Origin of the sequence: Neptunicella sp., from assembly GCF_048268085.1 — a bacterium.
Classification (GTDB): Bacteria; Pseudomonadota; Gammaproteobacteria; order Enterobacterales; family Alteromonadaceae; genus Neptunicella.
On record NZ_JBLWWF010000020.1, the window covers coordinates 1 to 26,519 of the forward strand.

Genomic DNA, 26,519 nt, shown 5'->3' on the forward strand with positions numbered 1-26,519 from the left:
GCGGGCAGTTTAATGTGCTCCCATGTGAATGATTCGGGCTTCTGGATGTATAAAGGCTATTTTAACCTGAGCCTCAAAGACACCTTCAAATCATGGTCGCTGATGGAAACGATTGTCGGCGTAGTAGGAATTATCATGGTATTGCTATTAGACGCGGTGGTTTAACACCGCATCTATCATCTTGTTTAAGCTTGTTCACCGGCTAATTGAATATTTAACCAGTCAATTAATTTAGGCAGGTCCTGCTCAAGGGCCTGCTTAAGCTCTTCTAACCAGTCATGTACATTTTCCCACCAAGCCGGATGGTCTTCTTGCTGGATTAAATTTGCCAGTTTCCTTACATGACATAAGCCAATGGAGCTAGCCGCGCCCTTAATTTTATGCGCTTCTTCACACACCTGCTTTTGTTGTTCTGCGGTTAGGTTGGACTCCAATACATTCAAATACTCCGGCATTTTTTGCTGAAACATTTCAACACTGGTTAACAACATCTGCGCCCCGATAGTGTCCACCAACATCGTTAAATTGGTAATATCCAACACGGATTCGTCTTGTACAGATTCAGCATTATTATCTTGCACGGGTTGTTCCTCTTGTTGCACCACTGGGGCGAAAAGTTCGTTCATGACTTCGGTCATACGGCTGACCTTGATAGGTTTGGCGATCACATCATCCATACCATTATCTAAATATTCCTGACGGGTTTTTATCACATTGGCGGTTAACGCCACAATCGGGGTCTGGGTAACTAATTCTTCTTCATGTAGCACGCTGGCAACATCAAAGCCGGTCATATCCGGTAGTTGAATATCTAACAAGATTAAATCAAATTGTTCTTTTCTGGCCATGTCGATGGCTTCATTACCGGTCATGGCAACAGACACGCGATGACCCATTTTTTCCAATACCGCTTTTGCCACAACAACATTGAGCTCGATATCCTCCACCAATAGAATTTTTAAATCCGTTACCAGCAGTTTAGCTTTTTCAATCGGTGTATTCATCACAATCAACGGGATCTGAATGGTAAACTGACTTCCCTGGCCAATGGTGCTCTCAACTCTGATGTCACCGCCCATCATATGTACCATTTTTTGACATATGGCCAAACCGATCCCGGTACCGGTTGCAGAGCTAAAGTTGCTATCTTTCACCTGATAATACATGGCAAAGATTTTCTTTAATTCGTCATTGGGAATACCAATACCGGTATCAGACACTTTGAATTCCAGTACTGGCATACCGGCTTCATTATTGAGTTTATCTATTTCAAAACGCACTTTGCCCCGTTGGGTAAACTTCACAGCGTTGTATAAAATATTCCATAACACCTGACGTAAACGAGTGCTGTCAGCCTCAATAAAGGCGGGTAAATCATCGGCAAACCGAGTTTCATATTGCAGACTTTTTTCATTGGTGATTAAACCGATAACACTATTTAATTCTTTATAAAATAAGCGCAAATCAACACTTTCTTTTTTAAGTTCAAGGCGATCCCGTCCCAGCTTATCCAAGTCAATAATGTCATTAAAAATAATCCCCAAGGTTACCGCACTGGTATAAATGGTATTAACCCAACCCGCTTGTTCTGGCTGCAAAGGGGTATCCCGTAACATGCGGCTGAGTCCCACAATACCGTTAAGTGGGGTACGTAACTCATGGCTGATGGTGGCGATAAAAGCCGTTTTGTCGCGACTGGCTTTTTCCAATGCCATTTCGGCTTCTTTACGTTTGGTAATATCACGACCAAAAGCCAACAGGCCTAAACGGTTACCCTGGTTATCATAAAAAGGCACTTTACGTATTTCGAACAGATGCTTGCGACCACCAGCAAAGTTTAGCCAGCGTTCATCAGTCATTTCCACATTCGATTCCAGTACTTCCTGATCACTCGCAACGATGTCGCCTGCAACATCTTCGGCAAATACGTGGTGCGGTGTTAATCCTAATAATTCGGCCTCGCTTTTACCGGTAACTTGCTCGGCAATCCGGTTACAACCGGCAAATTTTCCCTGTTCATTACGGTAGTAAATTAAATCCGGTGAGGCATCGATGATGGAACGTAATAAAGTGGACAGGCGCTGAGCTTGCTGTTCTTTCTCGGTACGCTCTTTTATTTCCGCTTCTAAATCGGTGTACAGCTCTTCCAGTTCTTTTTGCGCCTCTTTGCGCTGTTCGGCCTCGTGATTAAGCTGATGAATGTTATTTTGCAGCTCGCGATTAAGCAGTATGTCTTCTTCCCGAAGACGCTCCAGTTGACTCACTACCTCGGTTAAATTGGTACGTGAAAGCTCGAGTTGTTTAACCAGCTCACTAAAGAAAAACAACACCCATGGCGCGCTTAATAAAGTCAGTATAATAGCGGTAACAAAATCAACCAGTTGCACTTCACCGGTAACCTGCATTCGCAAGACATAAGAGCCCACCAGCGTAAAAGTCAACGCAATAAAGACAAACAGAAAACTGGCTTTTAGCGTACCTACCCGTTTCACAAAACGGGCAAAACGAAAAGCCCAGGAATCCGCTGGCTGATGTTGTTGCATAGAATAAGTACCCCAATTCCGTTATATGAACAGTTTGAATTAAAATGTTATTATTAGCGGTCAATTCAGCATACGGATTGACCGTCTGGATATTGACTTGAATTTATAAAATTCAATCCCATATTGGGTTTTATCCCAAATTGACTCGCTTAAATAAACTTAAGCAGCAATTTATTTTTAACGGGTTTGTTGTTTTCAGCCTAAATCTGAAAATCAGCGTTATGGCATTGCCTGACGATTTTACCCCAATTAAATGCAGTTCGGAGTAGTAATGCCAACAAATTTACCAGATGTCGCCAATCACCTGACCGCTCAAACAGAAGGAGTGCTTGATCGGGTCGGAATGAGCAACATTGAAGTACCATTAATGCTAGCCAGCGATGATACCCAAGCCAGGGTTGTTAGCGCCAGTGTTTCTGCTTATGTAAATCTTATCCAGCCACAAGCAAAAGGCATTCATATGTCGCGCTTATATTTATTGCTGGATAAATTATCTACCGATGACAGCCTGACGGTAAGCAGCCTTAAAGCACTGTTGGGTGAATTTATTACCAGCCATGGCGATTTAAGTGATAGCGCCCAAGTTATCGTCAAGTTTGACTACCATATGCGCCGAAGTTCCCTTATCAGTGGCAAACAAGGTTGGAAAGCCTATCCGGTGGTGATTAACGGACAATTGCAACAGGGTAAGTTATCGATTGAATTATCGTTGGATGTCCCTTATTCCTCTACTTGTCCCTGCTCGGCTGCCCTGGCCAGACAATTAATTCAGGAAGCCTTTGCACAAGAATTTACAAAAGAGGATAGTGTTGATCTGGAACAAATCCATACATGGTTAGGTTCCGTCCAGGGGATCGTCGCAACCCCACATAGTCAGCGCAGTGTCGCTGAAATTAAAGTAAAGCTGGCTGAAGGGATCACAGAGTTTCCAATAAAAGCGCTAGTCGATAGCGTTGAAAACACGCTCAAAACTCCGGTACAAGCTGCGGTCAAACGTGAAGATGAACAAGAGTTTGCTCGTTTAAACGGCCAAAACCTGATGTTCTGTGAAGATGCCGCTCGGAAATTAAAATACTTGCTGGATAACAGTCCAGCCTATTCAGACTTTTGGTTGAAAGTGAACCATCTCGAATCATTGCATGCGCATGATGCGGTGTCGATTGCCACCAAAGGCATAGGGCAAGGCTATCAAGCCTAAAAGTACTCGTTTATCTGTCCGGCAAGAAGATCAATAGGGTTAAAATTGATCTTCTAACCGGCTGATTACTGAATCATTTCTCATCGAATCGCCCCTAAACTCTTATTTATGCAAAATAAATAATTATTTATGCATAAATTATTCTTTTTAAACTGTCCTTAAAATCTTCGTAATAACTTATTATTTGACCAATTAAAGAAAAATTCTAAAAACATAGCCGACATTTTTTAAATTTGTTTTAACCATATATTTCAATAAGTTAAATAACAAATATAGCGATAACCCTGATTATTCAATCTCTCTTGGATATAGAACAATTGATTTTAGCAAGGGAACTAGGTATGTTCTCCGGTTCCGGTCTGGATAAATGCATAAAGATTCTTCGAAATCACAAAACGCCTAGACGCGCAAAGACGGGACCCCGACGAAATTTCTGTAGTCTAATAATATTGAATAATTATTAGACATAGTTACTTATATACTTAAAAAACTTCCAGCCAATCTACATGTTGAAGGAGCAAATCATCATGAGTTTATATCATCCTAATGATTCGCGGGATAATTGCGGCTTCGGTTTGATCGCCCATACCAAGGGTGAAGCGAGTCACAAGCTGGTACAAACCGCTATTGAAGGGCTTGACCGCATGCAACATCGCGGCGGTATCGCGGCCGATGGTAAAACCGGTGACGGTTGTGGTTTGCTAATGCAAACACCGGATGCTTTTTTCCAGCATGTGGCTAAACAGCAAAACTGGACACTGGCACAAAATTACGCGGTGGGAATGATCTTCCTAAGTCAGGATCCAATCAAAGCGGAACTAGCGCGTACAGTCTTAAATGAAGAACTGGATCGTGAAACCTTAAACATCTTGGGCTGGCGTGTAGTGCCAACAAATCATGATTTATTAGGTGAACTGGCCGCAAGTTGCGTGCCGCAAATTGAACAAGTTTTTGTCAACGCTCCTAGCGGCTGGTCTTCGCATGATTTGGAACGCCGTTTGTTTATGGCTCGTCGCAGAGCAGAAAAACGTCTTGCGGACGACGAAGAATTCTATATTGCCAGCTTGTCATCGCTGGTAACCGTCTATAAAGGACTGGTATTAGCCGGTGATTTACCCAAATTTTATCTGGATCTGGCCGATGACAAAATGCAATCAGCCATCTGTGTATTCCACCAGCGCTTTTCCACCAATACATTACCGCGCTGGCCACTAGCCCAACCATTCCGCTTTTTAGCTCACAATGGTGAAATTAATACTATTCGTGGTAACCGCGATTGGGCCAGAGCACGTACCGGTAAATTCCGTACACCATTAATCCCGGATTTGCATGAAGCAGCCCCTTTCGTCAATGAAGTGGGTTCAGATTCTTCCTCACTGGATAATATGCTGGAGCTGTTTTTAGCCGGAGGCATGGATTTATTCCGTGCGATGCGCTTACTGGTGCCGCCCGCATATCAAAATAACAAAACCATGGATCCGGACTTAAAAGCCTTCTATGAATTTAACTCCATGCACATGGAGCCATGGGATGGGCCTGCCGGTATCGTCTTAACTAACGGACGCCATGTTGCATGTAATCTGGATCGCAATGGGTTACGACCTGCGCGTTATGTACTGACTAAAGACGGGTTAATTACCCTGGCGTCGGAAATTGGTATTTGGGATTACGATCAAAAAGATGTGCTGGAAAAAGGTCGGGTTGGTCCTGGCGAAATGCTGGCGGTAGATACCTATAATGGCAAAATCTGGCGTACTAACGAAATAGACAATGATTTAAAAAGTCGTCATCCATACCGGGAGTGGCTGGACAAAAACATCCGTCATCTGACACCTATCGATCAATGCGAACATCCTGAAATTGGTAAACGACTGTTCGACGATGACATGATGAACACCTATTTTAAGCAGTTTAATTTCTCTTATGAAGAAATTGATCAAGTGGTTAAAGTGCTGGCCAAAGACGGTCAGGAAGCCACAGGATCGATGGGTGACGATACGCCAATGGCAGTGCTGTCCTCCAAACATCGCACCATTTATGACTATTTCCGTCAACAATTTGCCCAAGTGACCAATCCACCGATTGATCCACTGCGTGAAAATCATGTTATGTCACTAGCTACCTGTATTGGCCGTGAAAAAGACGTATTCAGTGAAACCTCCGGCTATGCCGATCGCGTGTTGTTCGACTCACCTATTATGGTCTACACCGATCTGAAGCAACTGCGTAATTATGATGCGGAATATTACTATTCTGAATTTATCGAACTGAATTACAAGCCGACTGAAGGCTTAAAAAATGCCATCAAACGTATTTGTGATCAGGCGGAACATTTGGTTAAACACAAAAAAGCCGCATTCGTTATTTTAACCGATCGGCATATCAAACCTAATTTGATCCCCATTCCGGCAGCTATGGCCGTGGGTGCGGTACAGCGCCGCTTGGTAGATAAAGGTTTACGGTGCGATGCCAATATTGTGGTAGAAACCGCATCTGTGCGTGACCCCCATCATTTCGCGGTACTGATTGGCCTAGGTGCAACTGCGGTATATCCGTTCCTGGCCTATGAAATCATTGAGCAGCTGGTAGAAAGTGGTCAAATTGATCTGACGCCAATGCAGGCCATCATGAATTACCGTAAAGGGATCAATAAGGGCTTGTATAAAATCATGTCCAAAATGGGTATCTCGACTGTGGCCAGTTATCGTTGTTCCAAGTTGTTTGAAGCCATTGGTATCAGCGATAACGTGATGAAATTGTGCTTCAAAGGCATCCCTAGTCGTATCCAAGGCGCTGATTTTGAAGACTTTGAACAAGATCAGATTAACCTTAATCGCATCGCCTGGTTAAAACGTAAAAATATTTCCCATGGTGGCCTGCTCAAATATGTCCACGATGGCGAATATCACAGTTATAACCCGGATGTCGTGACCACCTTGCAAAAAGCCGTGGTGAGCGGTGACTACGCCGATTACCAAAAATTTAGCGCACTGGTTAACGAGCGCCCGATTGCAACATTGCGTGATCTACTCAAATTAGCTCCACAAACGGATTCGATTTCTATTGATGACGTTGAAGGGCCGGAAAATCTGTACCCACGTTTTGATACCGCCGCTATGTCGATTGGAGCCTTAAGCCCTGAAGCTCACGAAGCTTTGGCTATTGCCATGAACCGTTTGGGTGGACAGTCAAACTCCGGTGAAGGTGGTGAAGATCCAAAACGTTTTGGCAATGAACGCAATTCCAAAATTAAGCAAGTGGCCTCGGGGCGTTTTGGCGTGACCCCCCATTATCTGGTTAACGCAGATGTCATCCAGATTAAAGTAGCACAGGGCGCCAAGCCCGGTGAAGGCGGGCAGTTACCCGGTGACAAGGTAAATAAATATATCGCCGAATTACGTCACTCGGTACCGGGCGTGACCTTGATTTCGCCACCACCCCATCACGATATTTACTCTATCGAAGACTTGGCACAGCTGATTTTTGACTTAAAACAAGTTAACCCAAATGCATTAATTTCGGTCAAATTGGTGTCAGAACCCGGTGTTGGCACTATTGCCTGTGGTGTAGCGAAAGCCTATGCCGACTTAATTACCGTGTCAGGCTATGATGGTGGCACCGGGGCCAGCCCGTTAACCTCGGTTAAATATGCCGGCAGCCCATGGGAATTAGGCTTGGCCGAAACCCAACAGGCGCTAGTAGAAAATGGTTTACGCCATAAAGTCCGGGTACAAACCGATGGAGGTTTAAAAACTGGTCTGGACGTAATTAAAGCGGCCATTTTAGGCGCGGAAAGTTTCGGCTTTGGTACTGGCCCCATGGTCGCACTTGGCTGTAAATATCTGCGAATCTGCCATCTGAACAACTGTGCGACAGGTGTAGCCACTCAAGATCAAAGCTTGCGTGATAACTATTTCATCGGTTTACCTGAAATGGTGATGAATTACTTTAAGTTCATCGCGCAAGAAGTCCGTGAGATTATGGCCGGACTGGGCGTGAAGAAACTCGACGACTTAATTGGTCGTACCGAGCTTCTTAGCGTACTCGATGGGATTACCGCCAAACAGAATAAGCTGGATCTTAGCCCTATTCTGGCTAAACCAACAGCCGGTGATCACACTCGCTTATTCTGTAGTGAAGATGAAAATGCCCCTGCCGACAAAGGCGATCTTAACCAACAACTATTGGTGGATCTGCAAAGCGTCATTGAACGTAAAGGTGGTGGAATATTCAAATATTCCATCCGTAATACCGACCGTTCAGTAGGTGCGATGATTTCCGGCAGCATTGCCAAAAGTCACGGTAACAGGGGGATGGAAGAACATCCGCTGAAATTACACTTTACCGGTACCGCCGGACAGAGCTTTGGTGTATGGAATGCCGGTGGCCTGGAAATGACGCTGGTCGGTGATGCTAACGATTACGTAGGCAAAGGGATGACCGGTGGCAAGCTGGTTATTCACCCACCAGTCGGTGTGAGCTTCACCACTAAAGATAGCGTTATTGCCGGTAATACCTGTTTATATGGTGCCACTGGCGGCAAATTATTTGCGGCCGGTTGTGCTGGTGAACGTTTTGCAGTGCGCAATTCAGGCGCGATTGCGGTGGTAGAAGGGATTGGTGACAACGGTTGTGAATACATGACCGGTGGTATTGTTGCCATATTAGGCCGTACCGGGATCAACTTTGCGGCCGGTATGACCGGCGGTTTCGCCTACGTATTGGATGAAAATAATGATTTTGAGCAACGGGTTAACGGTGATCTTGTGGACACCTTAGGCATTGAAGACAAAATGATTCTGTCTGAACACCTCCGTGGCTTAATCAATCAGCATTATGAAGAAACCGGCAGTGAGCATGCGCTTAACTTGCTGACTAATTTTGCTGAATTTTTACCTAAATTCCGTTTGGTTAAACCTAAAACCAGCGATGTTAAAAACTTACTTGGCCATATTAGTCGCTCGACTGAAGAGCTACGTGTGCAGGTTAACTAAGGAGGCGTTATGGCAAAAAATATATACCAGTTTGTTGATGTAGAGCGTATCGACCCTCCCAAAAAACCGGTCATCATCAGACGTGAAGAATTTGCTGAAATTTATCAGCCAATGAGTGACACGCAAGTACAAGGTCAGGCAGATCGCTGCCTTGATTGCGGTAACCCTTATTGTGAATGGAAATGTCCGGTACATAACTTTATTCCTCAATGGCTCAAATTGGCCAACGAAGGACGAATTTTTGAAGCCGCTGAATTATCCAGTAAAACCAATACCTTGCCTGAAGTATGTGGACGAGTCTGCCCGCAGGATCGTTTGTGTGAAGGGGCCTGTACCCTGAATGACGATTTTGGCGCGGTCACTATCGGCAGTATTGAAAAATACATCACCGATACCGCCTTTAAACAAGGTTGGCGTCCGGACATGTCAGGCGTCGTTAAAACCGACAAGAAGGTGGCCATTATCGGTGCTGGACCGGCCGGTTTAGGCTGTGCGGATATTCTGGTACGTAATGGAGTTAAGCCGGTTGTATTCGATAAATACGAGAAAATTGGTGGCTTGCTGACTTTCGGTATTCCAGCGTTTAAACTGGAAAAAGAAGTGATGGAATTACGCCACCAGATCTTTGAGGAAATGGGTATCGAATTCAAACTCAATACCGAAATCGGCAAAGACATTCCCTTCCAGCAATTACTCGACGAATACGATGCAGTATTCCTCGGCATGGGTACTTATAAATATATGCAAGGTGGCTTTGAACATGAAAAAGCCCCGGGTGTATACGAAGCCTTGCCTTATTTGGTCGCCAATACCAATCGTTTGATGGGACTTGAAAAAGATCCCGCTGACTATGTGGATATGAAAGGCAAAAAAGTGGTCGTTCTGGGTGGTGGTGATACCGCCATGGACTGTGTGCGGACAGCCGTTCGTCAAGGCGCTGAGCATGTAATCTGTGCTTATCGTCGCGATGAACAGAACATGCCAGGTTCACGTCGCGAAGTACAAAATGCCCGTGAAGAAGGGGTTGATTTCCAGTTTAATCTGCAACCTTCGGATATCGCCGTCGACGATAATGGTAATGCCTGTGGTGTACACATGGTCAAAACCGAATTAGGCCCAGCCGATGCTGCAGGACGTCGCAGCCCGCAGCCTATTGAAGGCTCTGAGCATGTGTTGGAAGCAGACGCAGTCATTATTGCCTTCGGTTTCCAACCTAGCCCAAGCCCCTGGTTTGCCGATTACGGTATTATTCTGGATGAAAAAGGCCGAGTACGCGCACCTCGCAAAGGTAAATTTGCGTTCCAGACCAGTAATCCACAAATTTTCGCGGGTGGCGATATGGTACGAGGTTCCGATTTGGTGGTCACCGCCATTGACGAAGGCCGCAATGCCGCAGACGGAATACTGGATTATCTGGGTGTGTAACTAACACCGCTAATGTTATGTAAGAAAGGCACTGCAAGGTGCCTTTTTTGTATCAGGATTATGCAACACAGGTGCTTCATCAAGCACAGATATAATTTGGTCAACCGGTAACTATTGTTTTCACAGCTATTTTGCCTATGATGGCAAAAAACCACGCGCCAGGTAGCCCATTCAATGGATAATTTTTACCTAATCCTGATTTATTTATGTATCGGATTTTCACTCAAGCAAATCAAAGCCATTCCGGAAAATACCAGTCTGGTACTGAACTGCTTTGTATTATATGTGTGCTTGCCCGCGGTTATTTTACAAAAAGTGCCCGCGTTAACCCTTTCCAGTCAATTACTTATTCCCATCATCACGCCATGGGTATTGTTACTCTGTGTCGCGGGCATTGTGCTGGGCTTAGCGCATTATTTTAACTGGTCAAAACAGATTGTTGGCGCCTTACTGATAGTGGTGCCTCTGGGTAATACGTCGTTTTTAGGTTTTCCAATGATTGAAGGCTTTTACGGCGCTGAAGGAATGCCTTATGTGGTGATTTATGACCAATTGGGTACGTTTATCGCCTTGGTGGTCTACAGCACAATCATCGCGGCAATGTACGGGCAATCAGACACGCAGGTATCCTGGCAAAAAATTGCGGTCAAAATACTGACCTTTCCAGCCTTTGTCGCCTTAATCGTGGCGTTAGCCATTAAAGGACAATCCTATCCTTCCATCGTCCAACAGGTGATTGATCATTTAAGTGGCACATTGGTGCCAGTCGTAATGGTTTCGGTAGGTTTTAGTCTAAAACTGCAACTCGATAGTCATCACCGTGCTCCGCTATTCGCTGGATTAACCATTAAACTGCTACTTATGCCCTTGCTAGCACTCATCGCCTGGCACGGTATTGGACAAGATAATTTAGCCGTAACGGTATCGGTTTTTGCCGCAGCGATGCCACCGATGATTTCTGCGGGCGCGGTTGCCATGATGGCAGGACTGGCACCTGAGTTAGTTAGTGCTTTGGTGGGAATGGGCTTTTTAATCAGTCTGATTACCTTACCCATACTACACTGGCTATTGACGATGTTGTAAGTCAGCCAAATCAGCATATCCAAAGGCCAATAATCACCTATTTACTGCTTACTAAGAGGAATGATCACTATGTTTACGTTACATCAATTGATAAAAACCACTTACATCAGCTTGCTTGTCGGCTTTATTAGCATAGCCCATGCTAACGACATCGAATCGGATCAACAGGCTGTACTGGACGTCGCCGATAAATTGTTTGACGCTGTAAGCAGCGGCAATCCGGATGATTGGCGAGCCTTGCAACTGGCAGATGGAGTCAATATTGCGTTGATCCAGAAAAAGGACACTGACAATAAAGACTACAGCTTACGCCTTGTTACCAATGAATCCTTTGCCAGCAAAGTGTCCCCCAGTGAACACCATTATATCGAGCGTTGGACGGCTCCCCCAACGATATTAATCCAAGGTCCCATGGCGGTTATCTGGGGTGAATACGAATTCTTAGTCGATGGAAAACGGTCCCATTGTGGGGTTGATTCGATAGATTTGATCAAACAGGATGGACAATGGAAAGTGGCCAATGTTATCTGGACCATGCTACATGAAGGTTGCGAGGGCTAAAAGTGATGCCAACTCACCGAAACAATATTCAGCGTTTTCAAGATATTCCCAATATTGGTCCGGCCATGGAGCGAGACTTTATCCAGTTAGGATTAACTCAGCCAACCGACTTGATTGGTCAGGATCCCTATCAGTTGTATCAACAAATGAGCACTCTTAGTGGTGTCAGGCAAGACCCCTGCGTGCTCGATACCTATATGGCCGCGATCGATTATATGCAAGGTGGCAGTGCCAAAAAATGGTGGGAATTTACTGCCGAACGGAAAAAGCGTTTCCCAGAATGTTAAGCCAGACTGAACCAATCTGACTTAACATAACTGCCAAATTACTCATATCTTAGTGCATCTATCGGTTCGAGTCTGGACGCTTTCAGCGCGGGGTAATAACCAAAAAAGATACCAATAAGAGCAGAAAAACCCAAACTTATCATCACTACATCTGGGTTAATCACTCCACCAGCACCAATACCGTAATGATTGCCCAGATACACAAAACCATAAGCGATTAGCACTCCGATGGCACCGCCCAGTCCGCATAACACAATAGATTCAATTAAAAACTGGCGTAAAATATCTGCCGGTTTGGCGCCTACCGCCATACGCAGACCAATTTCACGGGTACGTTCGGTCACCGACACCAGCATAATATTCATAATACCGATACCGCCCACCACCAGACTCACTGAGGCCACCCAGGCCAACAACGTATTAAATACTTGCATGGTTTCAGCGCGGGTAGCGATCATTTCCGATACATTACGGATACGGAACAAATCATCACCATTGGCCGGAATACGCATCCGCTGGCGCAAAATTTCTGCCATTTGTTGCTCGATATAATCCATATCTTCACCGTCATACACCCCCACCTGAATAAAACGCACCGATTTAGGATTTGTCGAATCAATGCCGGTAATCTTGGTACGCACTGTTTTGATGGGCAGAAAAATCACGTCATCCTGATCTTCACCACGGGCATCCTGACCTTTTTCCACCAACACGCCAATCACCGATACATTAAAGTTCTGTACTCTAATAGTTTGTCCTACCGGATCACTGATACCAAATAGTTCCTTGCGCACCCGTTCACCAATAATCGCCACTTTGGCGCCGCTTTTTACTTCCTGAGCGGTAAATTCACGGCCTGAAGATATTTGCCAGTCTCGTACCTTAAAATAACGGTTATCAATCCCGTTGATCCCGGTTGACCAGTTCAGGTTACCGTAAATCACCTGACCGTTAGAAGACAGGTAAGGTGCTGCAGCTTTGACACCAGGGATCTGTTTTTCAATTAAATTGGCATCGTCCTCGTTAATTCTCACCACCGAGGCAGATCTTGCGCCGCCGCTGGAACGAAACGAACCGGTGACGAAAAACACATTGCCCCCCAAGGATTTAATCTGCTTATCTACCTGTTGCTGGGCGCCCGCCCCCATAGCCACCATAATAATCACTGCCGAAACGCCGATGATAATCCCCAGCATGGTCAGAAAACTGCGTAACATATTCACCCGCAGCGCCGTCATGGCCGTTTTGAGTAAAATGACACTCTTCATGACAAATCCCGCAAGGCAACCTGACGGGGAGATGGATTGACTTGATCCGCGACCAGTTCACCATCGCGAAACACCAAATTACGGCTGGCAAATTCGGCAATATCCGGTTCATGCGTGACCAGAATAATGGTCTTACCCTGACGATTCAGTTGCTGGAATAACGCCATCACTTCCAATCCGGTTTGGGTATCTAATGCACCGGTAGGTTCGTCAGCCAGAATCATCACCGGCTGGTTGACTAACGCACGGGCAATCGCTACCCGCTGTTGTTGACCTCCGGAAAGTTGCGACGGGTGATGCCCCATTCGGGAGCCCAGCCCCACCAACTCGAGACACTCTTTCGCCCTTATCGACCATTCAGATTCAGGAACCTGAGAGTAAAGTAATGGTAAAGTAACATTATCCAGCGCTGTCGTGCGAGGCAATAAATTAAATTGCTGGAAGACAAAGCCAATACGTTGATTGCGGATCGTCGCGAGCTGTTTTTTATCCAGTTTGGACAATTCCAGCCCATCCAATGAAATGCGCCCTTCGCTGGCAATATCCAAACAACCAAGCAGATTCATCATGGTAGATTTACCGGAACCGGAAGAGCCCATAATGGCAACAAATTCCCCCTGCCGTATTTCCAGATCGATGCCTTTTAAGGCCCACACACTTTCTTCACCCATGTGATAGACTTTTTTGGCTTGCTGTACCTTAATTAAGACTTCAGACATTAGCCACCTACCCTTTGCGCACGTACTATAACTGGGTCGCCATCATGCAATTGGTCACTGACTATTTCACTATATTCCAAGTCAGCAATCCCCACCCGAACATTCACTTTATGTGGCTTACCATCACGTAACACCCATATCGTACCTCGTGAATAATCAGAATTTATGCCACCAGCCGCGAAGGTTTTACGGCGTTGCTGATTAAAAGCTGCATATTTTTCCATTTGTTCAGGGCTCAGAAAGCTCTTCAATTCCGCTTCGGTTTTAGCCCGGACTGTCTTCATCATTTCACGTATATCCGCTGGTGGGCCCGGTATTGAAGAACGTGAACTGCGCATTTCCCGTATCGACTGTTGCATGCTTGTCATCACTTTCTCTAGTTTATCTTGCTGGGCGGCGTCCAACGCTAGATATTGAGCTAACTGCTGCACTCGCTCAGACATATCCGGACCTTTATCATGATCATCATTAGCACTTTGCGGACTAAAACGCAGTGCCGAGTTAGCCACCCGCAACACATTACTGCGCTGACCAAGAATAATATCGACATTGGCTGTCATACCGGGTAACAACAGCAAGTTTTTGTTTTCCAGACTAATAATGACTTTGTAAGTAACAACGTTATTAGTCACGGTGGCCGCCTTACGCACCTGAGACACCACACCAGTAAATTTCCGCTCCGGGAAAGCATCTACGGTAAACTTCACTGGTTGTCCTTGTTTAATGCGGCCAATGTCGGCTTCATCTACATCCGCTTCAATCTGCATTTTGACCAGATCCTGAGCAATAGAAAATAACACCGGTGCGGATAAACTGGCCGAAACCGCTTGGCCTTTATCCACTTGACGGTCGATTATCACCCCGTCGACAGGAGAGCGGATGAAGGTACGATCCAAGTCTAATTTAACCTGCTCCAGACTGGATTGAGATTGCTGTACCCTGGATTCCCCCACCAAAATAGCGGCTTTGGCGGTATCAATATTGACTTTGGCTAATTCATAAGCGGTTTGACTAATATCCAGTTCGGATTCACTGACCAGATTCTTTGCCCGTAATTCACGAGTTCGTTTAAATTCTCGCTCTGCCAAGGCTTCTTCAGCTTGAGCTTTGACTAAACCCGCTTTTAATTGAGCTAATGATGCTTTTGATGAGGCCAAATCAGCCTGACTTTGTTTAAGCCGTGATTGCACAGTACGATCATCAATACGGGCAATTACTTGTCCGCTGGTCACCACGTCATTAAAATCCACATTAAGTTGGGAAATCAGTCCCGATAACTCGGATCCCACATCCACGGTGACCACCGGTGAAATCGCACCAGATGAATTTACCGTACTTTCAATGTCGCCTATGGATAGTGGTTGGGTTTGATATTGAATTTGCTGCTTAGCTTGTTGGGGCTGTATAAACCACCACAACGCCAACGCTGGAATCACCACCAGCAGTACTATTTTTGGAAAAGACAGTTTTTGCATAAATTATGTATTCAATTTAACCATTATGTAGATAAAGGATTAAATCATAATTGCTGTAGGCAAACTGTCAGCTTTGTGTAAAGGCAACGAAAGATTATGTTTCAGTCGATGTTAGCTGGAGTGAAAAATGATCGCCCAAGCATGGCAACAAAATGCCATGCTTGACGCATTAACAACATCAATCCAACAGACCTAAACGGTATTTAATTTGTTCAGCCAAACGTGCAACGTTGGCACGCCCTTCAGCAATGAGTTCCTCGGCACGATGAAATTCCATCATACCGACCCGTCCCAGCTGCGGCTCCAGCAGAATATCCGGTGGCTCGCCAGCCAAACGTGAACGGGTAACACGGTCTTGCATAATATCCAATGCGCCGGACATGGTGCCAATCATGGTTGGTGACTTTTTCGGACGACGTTGCCCAAGAGACGGGTTTCCGTCGCTTCCATCTTCATCATCCACTTCATTTTGGCGGCTTTCATCCCCCCACCACTGGGCAACCACACTTTTACTCTTACTTAAAAAATTGGAAAATTGATCTTCACTGGATTTTTGATCTTCTTCTAACTGATCTTCATAGGCAGAGTAAAAATTGGAGTTTAAATTTACCGCTATCACAATATCCGCCCCCATATGACGGCAAAGTGATACCGGTACCGGATTCACCACCGCGCCATCGACCAACCAGGTTCCGCGATACCAATGCGCGGGGAAAATTGCCGGGATCGAACAAGACGCCCGCACCGCATCAACCACGTCACCGTCGGTAAAAGAGACTTCACGTGCACGGTACAAATCCGTAGCCACTGCGCCAAATTTTTTATGTAACTGGCTAATATCCTGAGGTACAAAATCTTCGGCTAATTTAGTAAACACTTTCTCACCGGAAATCAGTCCACCGCGTTTGAATCCGACTCCTAGTAATCCTGCCACTTGCCATTCGGTAAAACTGCTGACCCACTCTTTCAATTCCGGCAGCTTATTATTGGCAAACGCAGATCCTACATAGGCTCCAATTGAACAACCGGCAACAATATCAAATTCAATCCCCAGCTCCTGCAGGGCTTCGATAATGCCAATATGTGCCCAACCACGTGCGGCACCACTGCCCAATGCCAAACCGATTTTCTTGCCCATTCACGACTCCTTTTATCAATCTTTAATTATTCTACCGACTCCTACCCTACTTCGATATACCCAATAACCCAGCAATATACCTGTTAGCCTTGCTTTACTATTGCCGCAATCATGCCAGACCACTATAGTTAAGCTCTAATTCGATGTTAATCATCACTATCAACTGAGGTTTTACGCATGAAAAACAGCCTACTCCTTGCCGGATTGCTGGTCAGCATGGCTGGACATGCTACAACAAATTGTCCCGCCGATTTCCATCAAACGCCGCTTTATCCGGAGGCACGTTTTTGCCAGAGTTTTGATGATAAGTTACCCGCCAGTTTAAGTTATCACGCCAACAGTGATATACAGCAAGCGGCTGATTTTTATCTACAACAGCTAGGGACACCGGATAATGACGAAACCTTGAAAGGTCGACGTGTACTGCAGTTTGACCAGGGCCAAAAAGTGGTGGTGCTATCTGCCGATGGGCAAGGAACCCAAGTAGATATATTAGTTAAATCATCTTCCTAATTCATCAAACGTCAATTATCTAGAGGCTGGCACCTTCTTTGCATTATTTTCTTCAACTGATCCCCGTGGTCAAAAATCTGACGTAGGTCTATTGAAGAGGATATTTTATGGAACTGGCAATTGTGCTGATGATCATGCTCATTGTTGTAGCGGTCGTTGCAATCAAGCTTAATGATACCGGACTGGCCTTTCCGTTTCACAAGAAAACCAATTTGTTTACACCGGTAGAGCGTAACTTTTTAACCTTGCTGGATGTAGCAGTAGGTAATCAATATCGGATTATCTGCCGAGTGAAACTGGCCGATATTTTGTCGATTAGACACGGCACCGACAAAAAAACCTCACAAACCGCATTACTCCGGGCTAACACCAAACAACTCGACTTTGTATTGTGTGACAAAAACGATTTAAGTCCGGTCGTGGCGATCGACTTAGTCCACCCTAATGGAAAAGAAGGTTATAAAACCCAACGTGATTGGTTTGTTAGCAGTTCACTGGACGCGGCTAAAATTCCACATCTGCGTATAAAAGTAAAATCCGGTTATAAACCTCAAGATATTCGCGAATGTATTGACGCAAAATTAGCCCCTTTGCGTTATAAAACCCCTAAAGCCCCGATTATTAAAGGCACAACGGGTTACCAAGAAGACAAGAAAGGCGGTTTACGTAACCCAGTGGCGGCATAACCAGCCCATTTGATTACAGATACCGTCTAAAGGCGGTATCTGCTTCAGCATCACAAGTTTACAATTTCCGTTACATTCTATTTCCTGACCCTATCTTTAATTCTGATTTATTTTAAGCCAGACTGGTATCGCTTACTCTATTTCGAATGACTTATCAGGAATGTTAATAATGAAAAAATTTATCGTCGCCTTTGCATTAGGATTAGTGCTCAGTGCTTGTAGCACCAGCATGAAACCTGATACAACGGCAACCGACAGCAGTAAAATTCTGCCTTATCCAATTTATCAACATAAATTGGATAATGGTCTCAACGTCGTCACTGTGCCATTTGACTCTCCCGGACTGGCCGCTTTTTATATTATTACCCGCGTTGGTGCTCGCAATGAAGTGGAACCGGGTGTAACCGGATTCGCCCACTTTTTTGAACACATGATGTTTCGTGGTACCGATAAATACCCCAAAGAAGCTTATAGTGCCGCACTCAAGTCAACAGGTGCCGCGGCCAATGCCAATACCACTCAGGATCGCACCCAATACCATATGACCGGTAATGCGAATAAATTAGAGCTGATGTTTGAACTCGAAGCCGATCGTTTTCAACATTTGAAATACTCCGAGCATGAATTTAAAACCGAAGCGGGTGCGGTCAAAGGTGAATACACCAAAAACTTTGCCAGTCCATACAGTCAAATTAATGAGAAACTAGCGGAAACCGCCTTTACTACCCATACCTATTCACACACCACGATGGGCTATTTCAACGATATAGTGGATATGCCCAATCAGTATGAATATTCCAAAACCTTTTTTGACCGCTATTACCGCCCTGAATACAACACCATTCTGGTGGTGGGTGACGTTACCGCAAAGCAGGTTAATGAATTAGCCGAAAAATATTTTGGCCAGTGGCAACGTGGCAATTATGTGGCAAAAATTCCTACTGAACCTGAGCAAACCGAAACCCGTTATACCCATTTACAAAACGGTTCGATCCCGCCCTACTTCAGCATGAGCTATAAAGGACCGGCATTTAGTGACAGTAAAATTGATATGCCCGCGCTGGACGTCTTGTCGTCAATGGTGTTTTCGCCAACATCGGATCTCTATAAAAAACTGGTGATTGACGAGCAAAAAGTGCGTTTTATTGGAGGTGGAGCACAGGATAGCCGCGATCCAAACTTGTTTACCATTCAGGTATCCATGGTCAACAAGGCCGACATGCCCTATGTCAAAGCTGAAATCGAAAAAGCCATTGCTAAAGTGCAAGAGCAAGGTGTGGATAGCGCCAAATTACAGCGCACCAAATCTAATCTTAAATATGGCTTTGCCATGAGTATTGATACACCCAGTGCGATTGCGGAATCCTTGAGCCATTATATTCAGTTAACCGGCGATCCCGAGTCCATCAATAAGCTATACGCCCTGTATGATCAAGTCACAGTAAACGATATCAAAATGGTGGCGAATAAATACTTCGATCCGGCCCGGTTAACCATAGCGACTATCACTGACGACGCACAAGGAGCATTGCAATGAGATCTATACTAAAAAATACCATTGTCGTCTTAAGCCTGTTATTTACTATTCAGGCACAAGCCTTGGATGTGGTAGAACTCAAGCAGGATAAATCCAATAAAGTCGTCATCAAAGTCCGTTTTAATAACGGTTCCGTATCGGATCCCGCCGATTTAGCCGGTTTAACTTATGCCACCGCTTCACTGATGGCACAAGGTGGCGCAGGTGGCATGAGCTATGCCGATATTCAGGATAAAATGTTTCCCTGGGCGGCAAGTTATGGCGTCAACGTCGATAAACAAGTGGTGACCTTTACTTTTCAGGTACCTACCGAGTTTGTAGATCAGTTCTATCCCATTGTTAAAAACGTATTACTGGCACCGGATTTTACCCAAGCCGATTTCGAGCGGGTAATGAAGGCCCAGCAAAACTATGTGGATCAAGTGGTACGGGCATCTTCTGATGAGGACTACAGTAAGTTTGCTCTGGAAGATCAGTTATTCCGTGGTGGTAATATGCAACATTTATTACAGGGTACGTCTGCATCGGTAAAACGTATCAGCCTCGACAAGATCAAAACGTTTTATCAACAGGCGTTTACTCGTCACAACGTGTCTTTAGGTATTGCGGGCAATTACAATGACCACTTGCTTAACAAGTTAAAAAGCGATTTGAATCAGTTGTCTGATTCACCCTTTACTCCAGCCACACCATCCAAAGCTAATCATGCCGATGGTATTGAAGTCGAAATAATCGCCAAAGACGGCGCTTTTGGCTCTGCCATATTCACCGGCGCACCGCTGCCTATTACGCGTGCTGATGATGATTTTGCCGCACTGATGATTGCTAATTCATGGATGGGTGAACATCGCAAAGCTTACTCACGCCTATATCAGAAAATCCGTCAAACCCGCTCGATGAACTACGGTGATTATTCCTATATCGAGTGGTATGACAATGGCGGCCGTAATCAACTTCCACCCTCCGGTGTACCAAGAGCATCGAATTATTGGTCCATCTGGATCCGCCCGGTACAAATCGCCGAACAACTTAAAGCTCAATATAAAGAACTGGCGGATATTAATATTGGTCATGCCCACTTTGCTTTGCGACTGGCTTTGCGGGAATTCGACTTGCTGATTAAAAATGGTTTAAGTCAAGCCGATTTCGAGGCAACCAAGACCTTTTTGCGCAGCTATATCAAGCTATATGCACAAGGACCAGAGCAACAACTTGGCTGGTTAATGGATTCCCATTTTTATGGACGGACTAATTATCTGGCCGAAATGGATAAGCTGCTAGCCAATACCACACTGGAACAAGTCAATGCAGCGATTCGCCAATATTGGCAAACCGATAATTTGTTTGTGACTATCGTCACCGATAAAAGCGAAGCGCAACCACTGGCTGATAGCCTGTTAAATAACACGCCTTCACCAATGACCTACTCGAATCTAGTGAAATCAGGATTACCTGCCGACGTGCTGGCTGAAGACGCCGAGATTGCCAACTATCCACTTAACGTAAAGAAAATCACGATAGTGCCCTCGGCTGATACCTTTCAATAACAGGTTAGGGTAAAAAAAGCCGATAAAGATAATCTTTATCGGCTTTTTTAGTTCATGGAGCAATTAAAAGTCAGTGGGTGTTAACCCAACATCTGTTTCAATTGTTCTGCAAATTCCACAAAACGCTGTTTAACGGTACGTTTCATTTTGACATTGGTACTGGCTAACATACAGAGCCCTTCAATAATCACTGTAGGGGCTTCGGGATTGGTTTTGCCTTCTAATTTGGTATTGGTACTGCCTAGCACATTAGAGGTGCGGATAATCACATTAACGTTATCTGGCACATAAATAGTGTCGTCAGATAATAAGCTCATCAACTTAATTCGCACACTAGGGTGGGTAAAACGCGCTTCGCTAAAATCGAGCACCAAGTTTCCCAACAGACTAAAACACTTAAGCTCTTTGGGCACATCCCATTTGCCAATACGCTTATTACTGCTAAGGATATTGGTAATGTTTTCCTGTTCGACAGCATTACCCGGTGTGTAATGTGTTCCCAAAGATTCATTTTTCGATTCAGTGTAGGATTCATCTACCTGTAAAGTCAGATCTTCAACCTGCTTCACGAGTAAATGGTGATCATCGGTTTGATTGGCAATATCCAAGCGTCGCTCGAATGCGGCTAAGGATATTTGTCCATGACTGTAATTCATAATCAGTTGATCGATGACTTCTTCTCGAACTTTTTCGATAGGTCTGTCGGTTAAGGTAACGGTCATATTGAATCCCTGTAATGTGGTTAACCTGAAATATTGCCTCTGTATCCAGAAGCAATTCGTATACCAATATAAAAAACCTTTAATAACAGTGCGTTATGAAAACACATCGCAATGGACGACAGCGAATTACACCAATTATTAGTGAATTATACGAATTACTCTAATTTACAGGTAAACTATTACGCTAATTATTAGGGCAAATAAATTGCCGAAGCCAATATAGAGTAAGCGAAATGAAAATCGGTATTTTGGGCGCGATGGATCAAGAGGTCGCCTTATTACAGTCAACCTTGGACAACATCAGTATCAGCCATTGGGCACATTTGACCTTTTATGCCGGTACCTTGCATGGTGTTGAGGTCGTCGTGGTGAAATGCGGTATCGGAAAAGTGGCCGCATCGGTGGCCACCACCGTGATGATTGATCGTTTCGCACCGGATTATGTGGTTAATACTGGTTCTGCTGGCGGTTTTGACGCCGATCTGGATATTGGTGATGTAGTCGTCGCTTCTGCGGTACAACACCACGATGTAGATGTCACCCATTTTGGTTATGAGCGGGGACAAGTTTACGGGATGCCGGCTATTTTTCCTTGTGATGACAAACTCATTCAAGCCGCCGAGCAAGCCGCGCATGAAGTGGCCCATGTCAAAACCAAACGAGGTTTAATCTGTACCGGTGATTCATTTATTGGTTGTGATGATGCCGTTGCGCGTTTACGTGGATTATTTCCGGATATGCATGCGGTAGAAATGGAAGGTGCTGCGATTGGGCAGACTTGTTTTATGCTCGACACCCCTTTTGTGGTGATCCGCTCTTTGTCGGATATTGCCGGAAAAACCTCCAGCATGTCCTTTACCCAGTACATTGAAATTGCAGCTAAGCATTCGGCCGAACTGGTGATGGGTATGATTGCTATCTTGGCTAAATGACCGAGATTTTACTCGCCCCGCAATTACAACCAATATGGGTCTTATTAGTCACCGTATTAATTGAGCGTTTGTGGGCCTGGCCGGATCGATACCATCCTCTTGGTTTTATCCGGCTATTAGCCAAACGTATGGCCAGTAAAGTTAATCCGCAAGGCAATACTGCGGTACAACAAAAAATATCAGGAACACTGGCACCTGCAGTGCTGTTATTACCCACCATTGTGATCCTTATTCTGTTTATTCAACTAGCTGAATTTCCGTTATTTTTCGACAGTCTGCTACTGTTGATAGCGTTACAGTTTAAATCCGTATTAGATCGTGCCAAACGAATTGGCAATGCCTTGGCACATAATAAAAAAGTGTTATCACGGGATATTCTGCAATCCCTTTGCTTACGGGAAACGCAACAGCTATCCAGTGTCGGAATCAGCAAAGCCTGTATCGAAACCTTATTGCTGCGTTATTGCTATCAATATATTGCGGTGATGTTCTGGTTTTTAGTCAGCGGTGGCGTCGCTGCGCTCAGTTATCGTTTAATTTATGAATTTAGTCAGCACTGGAACAGCAAACTGCCACGCTATCGGCACTTTGGTTTTCCCATTGCCAAATTGGCCGCTTTACTTTACTGGCTGCCGGCCAGATTAATGATTATTGCCTTGATGCTCAGTGAAAATATTAGCACCAGTATCAAGGCGTTAAGACAGCGTAGCGGCAATAGGAATACCCATACTGCTATTTTAGCCGCCAGTGCTGGTGCCTTGCAGATGCAACTTAGTGGTCCGGTCATGTATCAAGGACAAAAGTACCGTCATGCCAAACTGGGGAATAGCCGTTTACCAGTGCCACAGGACATCAAACGCACACTCAATGCACTGGATAAAAGTTTGGTAATTTTATTGGTTTTCAGTTTACTGATTGCAGCATTGTTGTACGGTTTAAGGAAGGTATTATGAGATATTGGTGGTTGCTGTTTAGTGGCTTGAATTGGCTTTGTTATGGCATTGCCTATGCGACTCCCCAAAAAGTCATCAGCCTGTCTCCCCATCTGACCGAATTGGTTTACGCTCTTAATAGTGGCGATAAATTAGTTGCTACCAGCGATTATAGTGACTATCCCCCCGAAGCAGCGCAGCTACCGTCAGTGGCCAGTTATCTCGGAGTCGACTTTGAAGCCATTATGCGCTTGCAACCTGATTTAATTCTGGCATGGCAAGGGGGAAATAAACCTCAGGATCTGCAGCGCTTAGCCAGTCTTGGCTTTACTATTTTCTATTCCCATCCTGACAATCCAATGGACATTGCCAATGAAATACGACAGCTGGGTCAGCTACTCAATCAAAACGAACTCGCCCAGCAGATCAGCGAGCACTACGTAAACCAGCTCAATGCCATTAAGCAACACTATACAGACCAACCACGACTAAAGGTGTTTTACTATATGTGGCCCAAACCCTTGATGACTATTGGGCAGGGAGCATGGGCTAACCATTTACTCGACTATTGTGCAGCCAATAATATTTTTGCTGATGTGGATACTGCGTATCCGGAAGTGGGTATCGAAGCGGTCATCGCGCGTCAGCCACAAGTGATTATCGCAGCACAAAAAGCCAATACCGACGAAGTACAACAATTTTGGCAACAATGGACCCCGTTAATCCAGGATAAGGCCCTGAAAGTAGTACAGGTTAACCCGGATTTGTTACACCGTTTTACCCCACGCTTGGCAGAGGGTATAGGGACATTGTGCGAGAAAATTCGCTAACGATTTATGTTACTCAGCTTGATATCAGCATGGATCAATCTGAACGGTTGTTTTATGCTGCTCTTCCAAACTCATGAACATCTAATCGCTTCCGATAAGCTTTTAATATTTATTCATCACAGGTCGACACTATGACAATTAGCAATACCACACTGAACAATAATGACTATAAAGTCGCGGATATGAGTCTAGCCGAATGGGGTCGCAAAGAACTGACCATTGCCGAAAGTGAAATGCCTGCATTAATGGCCATCCGTGCCAAATATCGGGATCAACAACCTCTGGCTGGCGCCAATATTTTGGGTTGTATTCACATGACCATCCAAACCGGCGTATTGATCGAAACATTAGTGGATTTAGGCGCCAATGTCCGTTGGTCATCCTGCAATATTTTCTCTACACAGGATCACGCTGCCGCTGCGATTGTTGCAGCAGGTGTCCCGGTATATGCCTGGAAAGGTGAAACCGAAGAAGAATATGAATGGTGTCTGGAACAAACTATCCTCAAAGATGGTCAGCCGTGGCAAGCCAACATGGTACTGGATGATGGTGGCGATTTAACCGCCATGCTGCACGACAAATATCCGCAAGTATTAGTCAATGTGCATGGTATAACCGAAGAAACCACTACCGGTGTCCATCGTTTGGAAGAAATGCTGCGCGATGGTAGCCTGAAAGTGCCGGCTATCAACGTCAACGATGCGGTAACTAAATCGAAAAACGATAACAAATATGGTTGCCGACACAGTCTTAACGATGCGATTAAACGCGCCACCGATCATCTGTTAGCCGGAAAAAAAGCCTTGGTCATCGGCTATGGTGATGTAGGTAAAGGCTCGGCTCAATCCTTGCGCCAGGAAGGCATGATTGTCCGAGTTACCGAGATTGATCCGATTTGTGCCATGCAAGCCTGTATGGATGGTTTCGAAGTGGTATCTCCTTATAACTTTGGCAATAACACGGGCAAACTGGAAGATATTAACACTGCGTTGTTAGCCAACACCGATCTGATTGTCACCACCACCGGTAATTCCAATGTGTGCGATGCCAATGTGCTACGAAGCCTTAAATCTGGTGCCGTAGTATGTAATATTGGCCACTTCGATAACGAAATCGATACCGCTTTTATGCGTAAAAACTGGCGTTGGGAAGAAATTAAACCGCAGGTGCATAAAATTTATCGCAGTGAACTGGACGCTGATCATTTATTGCTGCTGTCTGAAGGCCGTTTGGTCAATTTAGGTAACGCCACAGGTCACCCTTCACGGATTATGGACGGCTCTTTCGCCAATCAGGTATTAGCGCAAATCCACTTATTCAAGCAGGGTTTTGCCAATATGAGTCCTGAACAACAACAAACCGCGATGACAGTAGAAGTATTACCTAAACAGCTGGATGAAGAAGTTGCCCGTTATATGGTGCAAGGTTTTGGGGGAGTTATTACCAAACTGACCGAGGCACAGGCCAAATATATCAATGTGGATGTGAATGGTCCGTTCAAATCGGACTTGTATCGTTACTAATCTTACATTTTTCTAACATCCGTAAACTAATCAGGATGCTTCAGCATCCTGTTTTATTGGTAGTTTAATAACCTCGCATAGCCTTGCCAATAATATCAGGTTAAAATTAGAGCGCTTTTTAGAATGGAATCTAACCGATTCGTGCGACAATTATTATCCCCCAATTATTTTTTGAGAGTGACGCTAGATTATGTCGGAAGTCTTCAGTCAACGTGATAAATACGGTCACTATTCAATTCACATTGATGATCGTATTCTGGTAGTGACTGTCGGTGGTGCGTTGGGCAAAGGATTAACGAATAAATACAGCCAAGATCTTCGCACTGCGATTGAATATATTAAAGATAAGCCTTGGGCTTATTTGGCCGATGCCATGGAACTGGAAGCATTGACTAATGACGGGCTTCAGTATTTAACAGAAGCCTTTAAATACAGTATGCAAAATAATTGTGTCGTGGGGGCTTATTGCATGACGTCCAGTCTGGCAATTCACCAAGCCGATAGCGTCAGACGTCAATACGGTGCAGAAGGCACCATTGAACAACGTCTGTTTGATGATGTCACCTCTGCCAAAGCCTTCCTTAATCAGCATTTGGAGCAATAACG

General features: G+C 44.9%; 21 protein-coding genes and 2 pseudogenes. 17 read left to right on the forward strand and 6 right to left on the reverse strand.

Features of this window, described 5'->3' with window-relative positions; genetic code table 11:
- Positions 1 to 12: 12 nt before the first annotated feature.
- A complete protein-coding gene (locus ACTD55_RS15175; protein ID WP_438865256.1) occupies positions 13 to 165 on the forward strand; it encodes a GntT/GntP/DsdX family permease in 153 nt (50 codons plus the stop codon).
- Positions 166 to 185: 20 nt separating this feature from the next.
- Here ACTD55_RS15175 and arcB read toward each other — a convergent pair whose 3' ends face one another.
- Positions 186 to 2,543, reverse strand: coding sequence for an aerobic respiration two-component sensor histidine kinase ArcB (arcB, locus tag ACTD55_RS15180; protein WP_438865186.1), 2,358 nt, complete (start codon positions 2,541 to 2,543; stop codon positions 186 to 188).
- Between the two features lie 271 nt (positions 2,544 to 2,814).
- Here arcB and folE2 point away from each other — a divergent pair, with 271 nt between their 5' ends.
- The 6 genes from folE2 (at position 2,815) to ACTD55_RS15210 (ending at position 12,091) form a co-directional block, all read left to right on the forward strand.
- Complete coding sequence (folE2, locus tag ACTD55_RS15185; RefSeq protein ID WP_438865187.1) at positions 2,815 to 3,741, forward strand: GTP cyclohydrolase FolE2; 927 nt, start codon at positions 2,815 to 2,817, stop codon at positions 3,739 to 3,741.
- 527 nt (positions 3,742 to 4,268) lie between these two features.
- On the forward strand, positions 4,269 to 8,735 hold the full coding sequence (gene gltB, locus ACTD55_RS15190; protein ID WP_438865188.1) for a glutamate synthase large subunit: 4,467 nt from the start codon (positions 4,269 to 4,271) through the stop codon (positions 8,733 to 8,735).
- A 9-nt stretch (positions 8,736 to 8,744) separates the two neighbouring features.
- Positions 8,745 to 10,160 (forward strand): FAD-dependent oxidoreductase, encoded by a 1,416-nt coding sequence (locus tag ACTD55_RS15195; protein ID WP_438865189.1) that lies wholly within the window; start codon positions 8,745 to 8,747, stop codon positions 10,158 to 10,160.
- A gap of 174 nt (positions 10,161 to 10,334) precedes the next feature.
- Complete coding sequence (locus tag ACTD55_RS15200; RefSeq protein WP_438865190.1) at positions 10,335 to 11,243, forward strand: AEC family transporter; 909 nt, start codon at positions 10,335 to 10,337, stop codon at positions 11,241 to 11,243.
- A 69-nt stretch (positions 11,244 to 11,312) separates the two neighbouring features.
- Positions 11,313 to 11,804: a hypothetical protein gene (locus tag ACTD55_RS15205; protein WP_438865191.1), complete on the forward strand. Its 492-nt coding sequence runs from the start codon at positions 11,313 to 11,315 to the stop codon at positions 11,802 to 11,804.
- A gap of 5 nt (positions 11,805 to 11,809) precedes the next feature.
- Positions 11,810 to 12,091 (forward strand): helix-hairpin-helix domain-containing protein, encoded by a 282-nt coding sequence (locus ACTD55_RS15210; RefSeq protein ID WP_438865192.1) that lies wholly within the window; start codon positions 11,810 to 11,812, stop codon positions 12,089 to 12,091.
- Positions 12,092 to 12,129: 38 nt separating this feature from the next.
- Here the strand turns inward: ACTD55_RS15210 and ACTD55_RS15215 are convergent, their stop codons facing one another.
- From ACTD55_RS15215 to rssA, 4 genes are all read right to left on the reverse strand, one after another.
- Positions 12,130 to 13,359 carry an ABC transporter permease gene (locus ACTD55_RS15215; protein ID WP_438865193.1) on the reverse strand — a complete coding sequence of 410 codons (1,230 nt, stop codon included), beginning with the start codon at positions 13,357 to 13,359 and terminating at the stop codon, positions 12,130 to 12,132.
- Entirely contained in the window at positions 13,356 to 14,078 is a 723-nt protein-coding gene (locus ACTD55_RS15220) for an ABC transporter ATP-binding protein (RefSeq protein ID WP_438865194.1), read from the reverse strand. Before ACTD55_RS15220 ends, ACTD55_RS15215 begins: the two co-directional genes overlap by 4 nt.
- Positions 14,078 to 15,553, reverse strand: coding sequence for an HlyD family efflux transporter periplasmic adaptor subunit (locus tag ACTD55_RS15225; RefSeq protein WP_438865195.1), 1,476 nt, complete (start codon positions 15,551 to 15,553; stop codon positions 14,078 to 14,080). The genes ACTD55_RS15220 and ACTD55_RS15225 overlap by 1 nt, the downstream gene beginning before the upstream one ends.
- Before the next feature lie 178 nt (positions 15,554 to 15,731).
- Complete coding sequence (gene rssA, locus ACTD55_RS15230; protein WP_438865196.1) at positions 15,732 to 16,691, reverse strand: patatin-like phospholipase RssA; 960 nt, start codon at positions 16,689 to 16,691, stop codon at positions 15,732 to 15,734.
- A 177-nt stretch (positions 16,692 to 16,868) separates the two neighbouring features.
- Here rssA and ACTD55_RS15235 point away from each other — a divergent pair, with 177 nt between their 5' ends.
- The 5 genes and pseudogenes from ACTD55_RS15235 (at position 16,869) to ACTD55_RS15255 (ending at position 20,974) form a co-directional block, all read left to right on the forward strand.
- Entirely contained in the window at positions 16,869 to 17,204 is a 336-nt protein-coding gene (locus tag ACTD55_RS15235) for a hypothetical protein (protein ID WP_438865197.1), read from the forward strand.
- Positions 17,205 to 17,311: 107 nt separating this feature from the next.
- Positions 17,312 to 17,890: a DUF2726 domain-containing protein gene (locus ACTD55_RS15240; protein WP_438865198.1), complete on the forward strand. Its 579-nt coding sequence runs from the start codon at positions 17,312 to 17,314 to the stop codon at positions 17,888 to 17,890.
- A 229-nt stretch (positions 17,891 to 18,119) separates the two neighbouring features.
- Positions 18,120 to 18,629, forward strand: a pseudogene (locus ACTD55_RS15245) (M16 family metallopeptidase); the annotation flags it as partial.
- A gap of 69 nt (positions 18,630 to 18,698) precedes the next feature.
- Positions 18,699 to 19,427 (forward strand): annotated as a pseudogene (locus tag ACTD55_RS15250) (M16 family metallopeptidase); the annotation flags it as partial.
- Positions 19,424 to 20,974 carry a M16 family metallopeptidase gene (locus tag ACTD55_RS15255; protein WP_438865199.1) on the forward strand — a complete coding sequence of 517 codons (1,551 nt, stop codon included), beginning with the start codon at positions 19,424 to 19,426 and terminating at the stop codon, positions 20,972 to 20,974. The pseudogene ACTD55_RS15250 and the gene ACTD55_RS15255, both read left to right, overlap by 4 nt.
- A gap of 80 nt (positions 20,975 to 21,054) precedes the next feature.
- Here ACTD55_RS15255 and ACTD55_RS15260 read toward each other — a convergent pair whose 3' ends face one another.
- A complete protein-coding gene (locus ACTD55_RS15260) occupies positions 21,055 to 21,696 on the reverse strand; it encodes a DUF1707 and DUF2154 domain-containing protein (protein WP_438865200.1) in 642 nt (213 codons plus the stop codon).
- Between the two features lie 233 nt (positions 21,697 to 21,929).
- Here ACTD55_RS15260 and ACTD55_RS15265 point away from each other — a divergent pair, with 233 nt between their 5' ends.
- The 5 genes from ACTD55_RS15265 to ACTD55_RS15285 all read left to right on the forward strand — a co-directional run bounded on the left by ACTD55_RS15265 (position 21,930) and on the right by ACTD55_RS15285 (position 26,517).
- Positions 21,930 to 22,628: a 5'-methylthioadenosine/adenosylhomocysteine nucleosidase gene (locus ACTD55_RS15265; RefSeq protein ID WP_438865201.1), complete on the forward strand. Its 699-nt coding sequence runs from the start codon at positions 21,930 to 21,932 to the stop codon at positions 22,626 to 22,628.
- On the forward strand, positions 22,625 to 23,581 hold the full coding sequence (locus ACTD55_RS15270) for a cobalamin biosynthesis protein CobD/CbiB (RefSeq protein WP_438865202.1): 957 nt from the start codon (positions 22,625 to 22,627) through the stop codon (positions 23,579 to 23,581). Before ACTD55_RS15265 ends, ACTD55_RS15270 begins: the two co-directional genes overlap by 4 nt.
- On the forward strand, positions 23,578 to 24,390 hold the full coding sequence (locus ACTD55_RS15275; protein ID WP_438865203.1) for a cobalamin-binding protein: 813 nt from the start codon (positions 23,578 to 23,580) through the stop codon (positions 24,388 to 24,390). Before ACTD55_RS15270 ends, ACTD55_RS15275 begins: the two co-directional genes overlap by 4 nt.
- 131 nt (positions 24,391 to 24,521) lie before the next feature.
- Positions 24,522 to 25,913, forward strand: coding sequence for an adenosylhomocysteinase (ahcY, locus tag ACTD55_RS15280; RefSeq protein ID WP_438865204.1), 1,392 nt, complete (start codon positions 24,522 to 24,524; stop codon positions 25,911 to 25,913).
- A gap of 190 nt (positions 25,914 to 26,103) precedes the next feature.
- Positions 26,104 to 26,517: a hypothetical protein gene (locus ACTD55_RS15285; protein WP_438865205.1), complete on the forward strand. Its 414-nt coding sequence runs from the start codon at positions 26,104 to 26,106 to the stop codon at positions 26,515 to 26,517.
- The last annotated feature ends 2 nt before the right edge of the window (positions 26,518 to 26,519 follow it).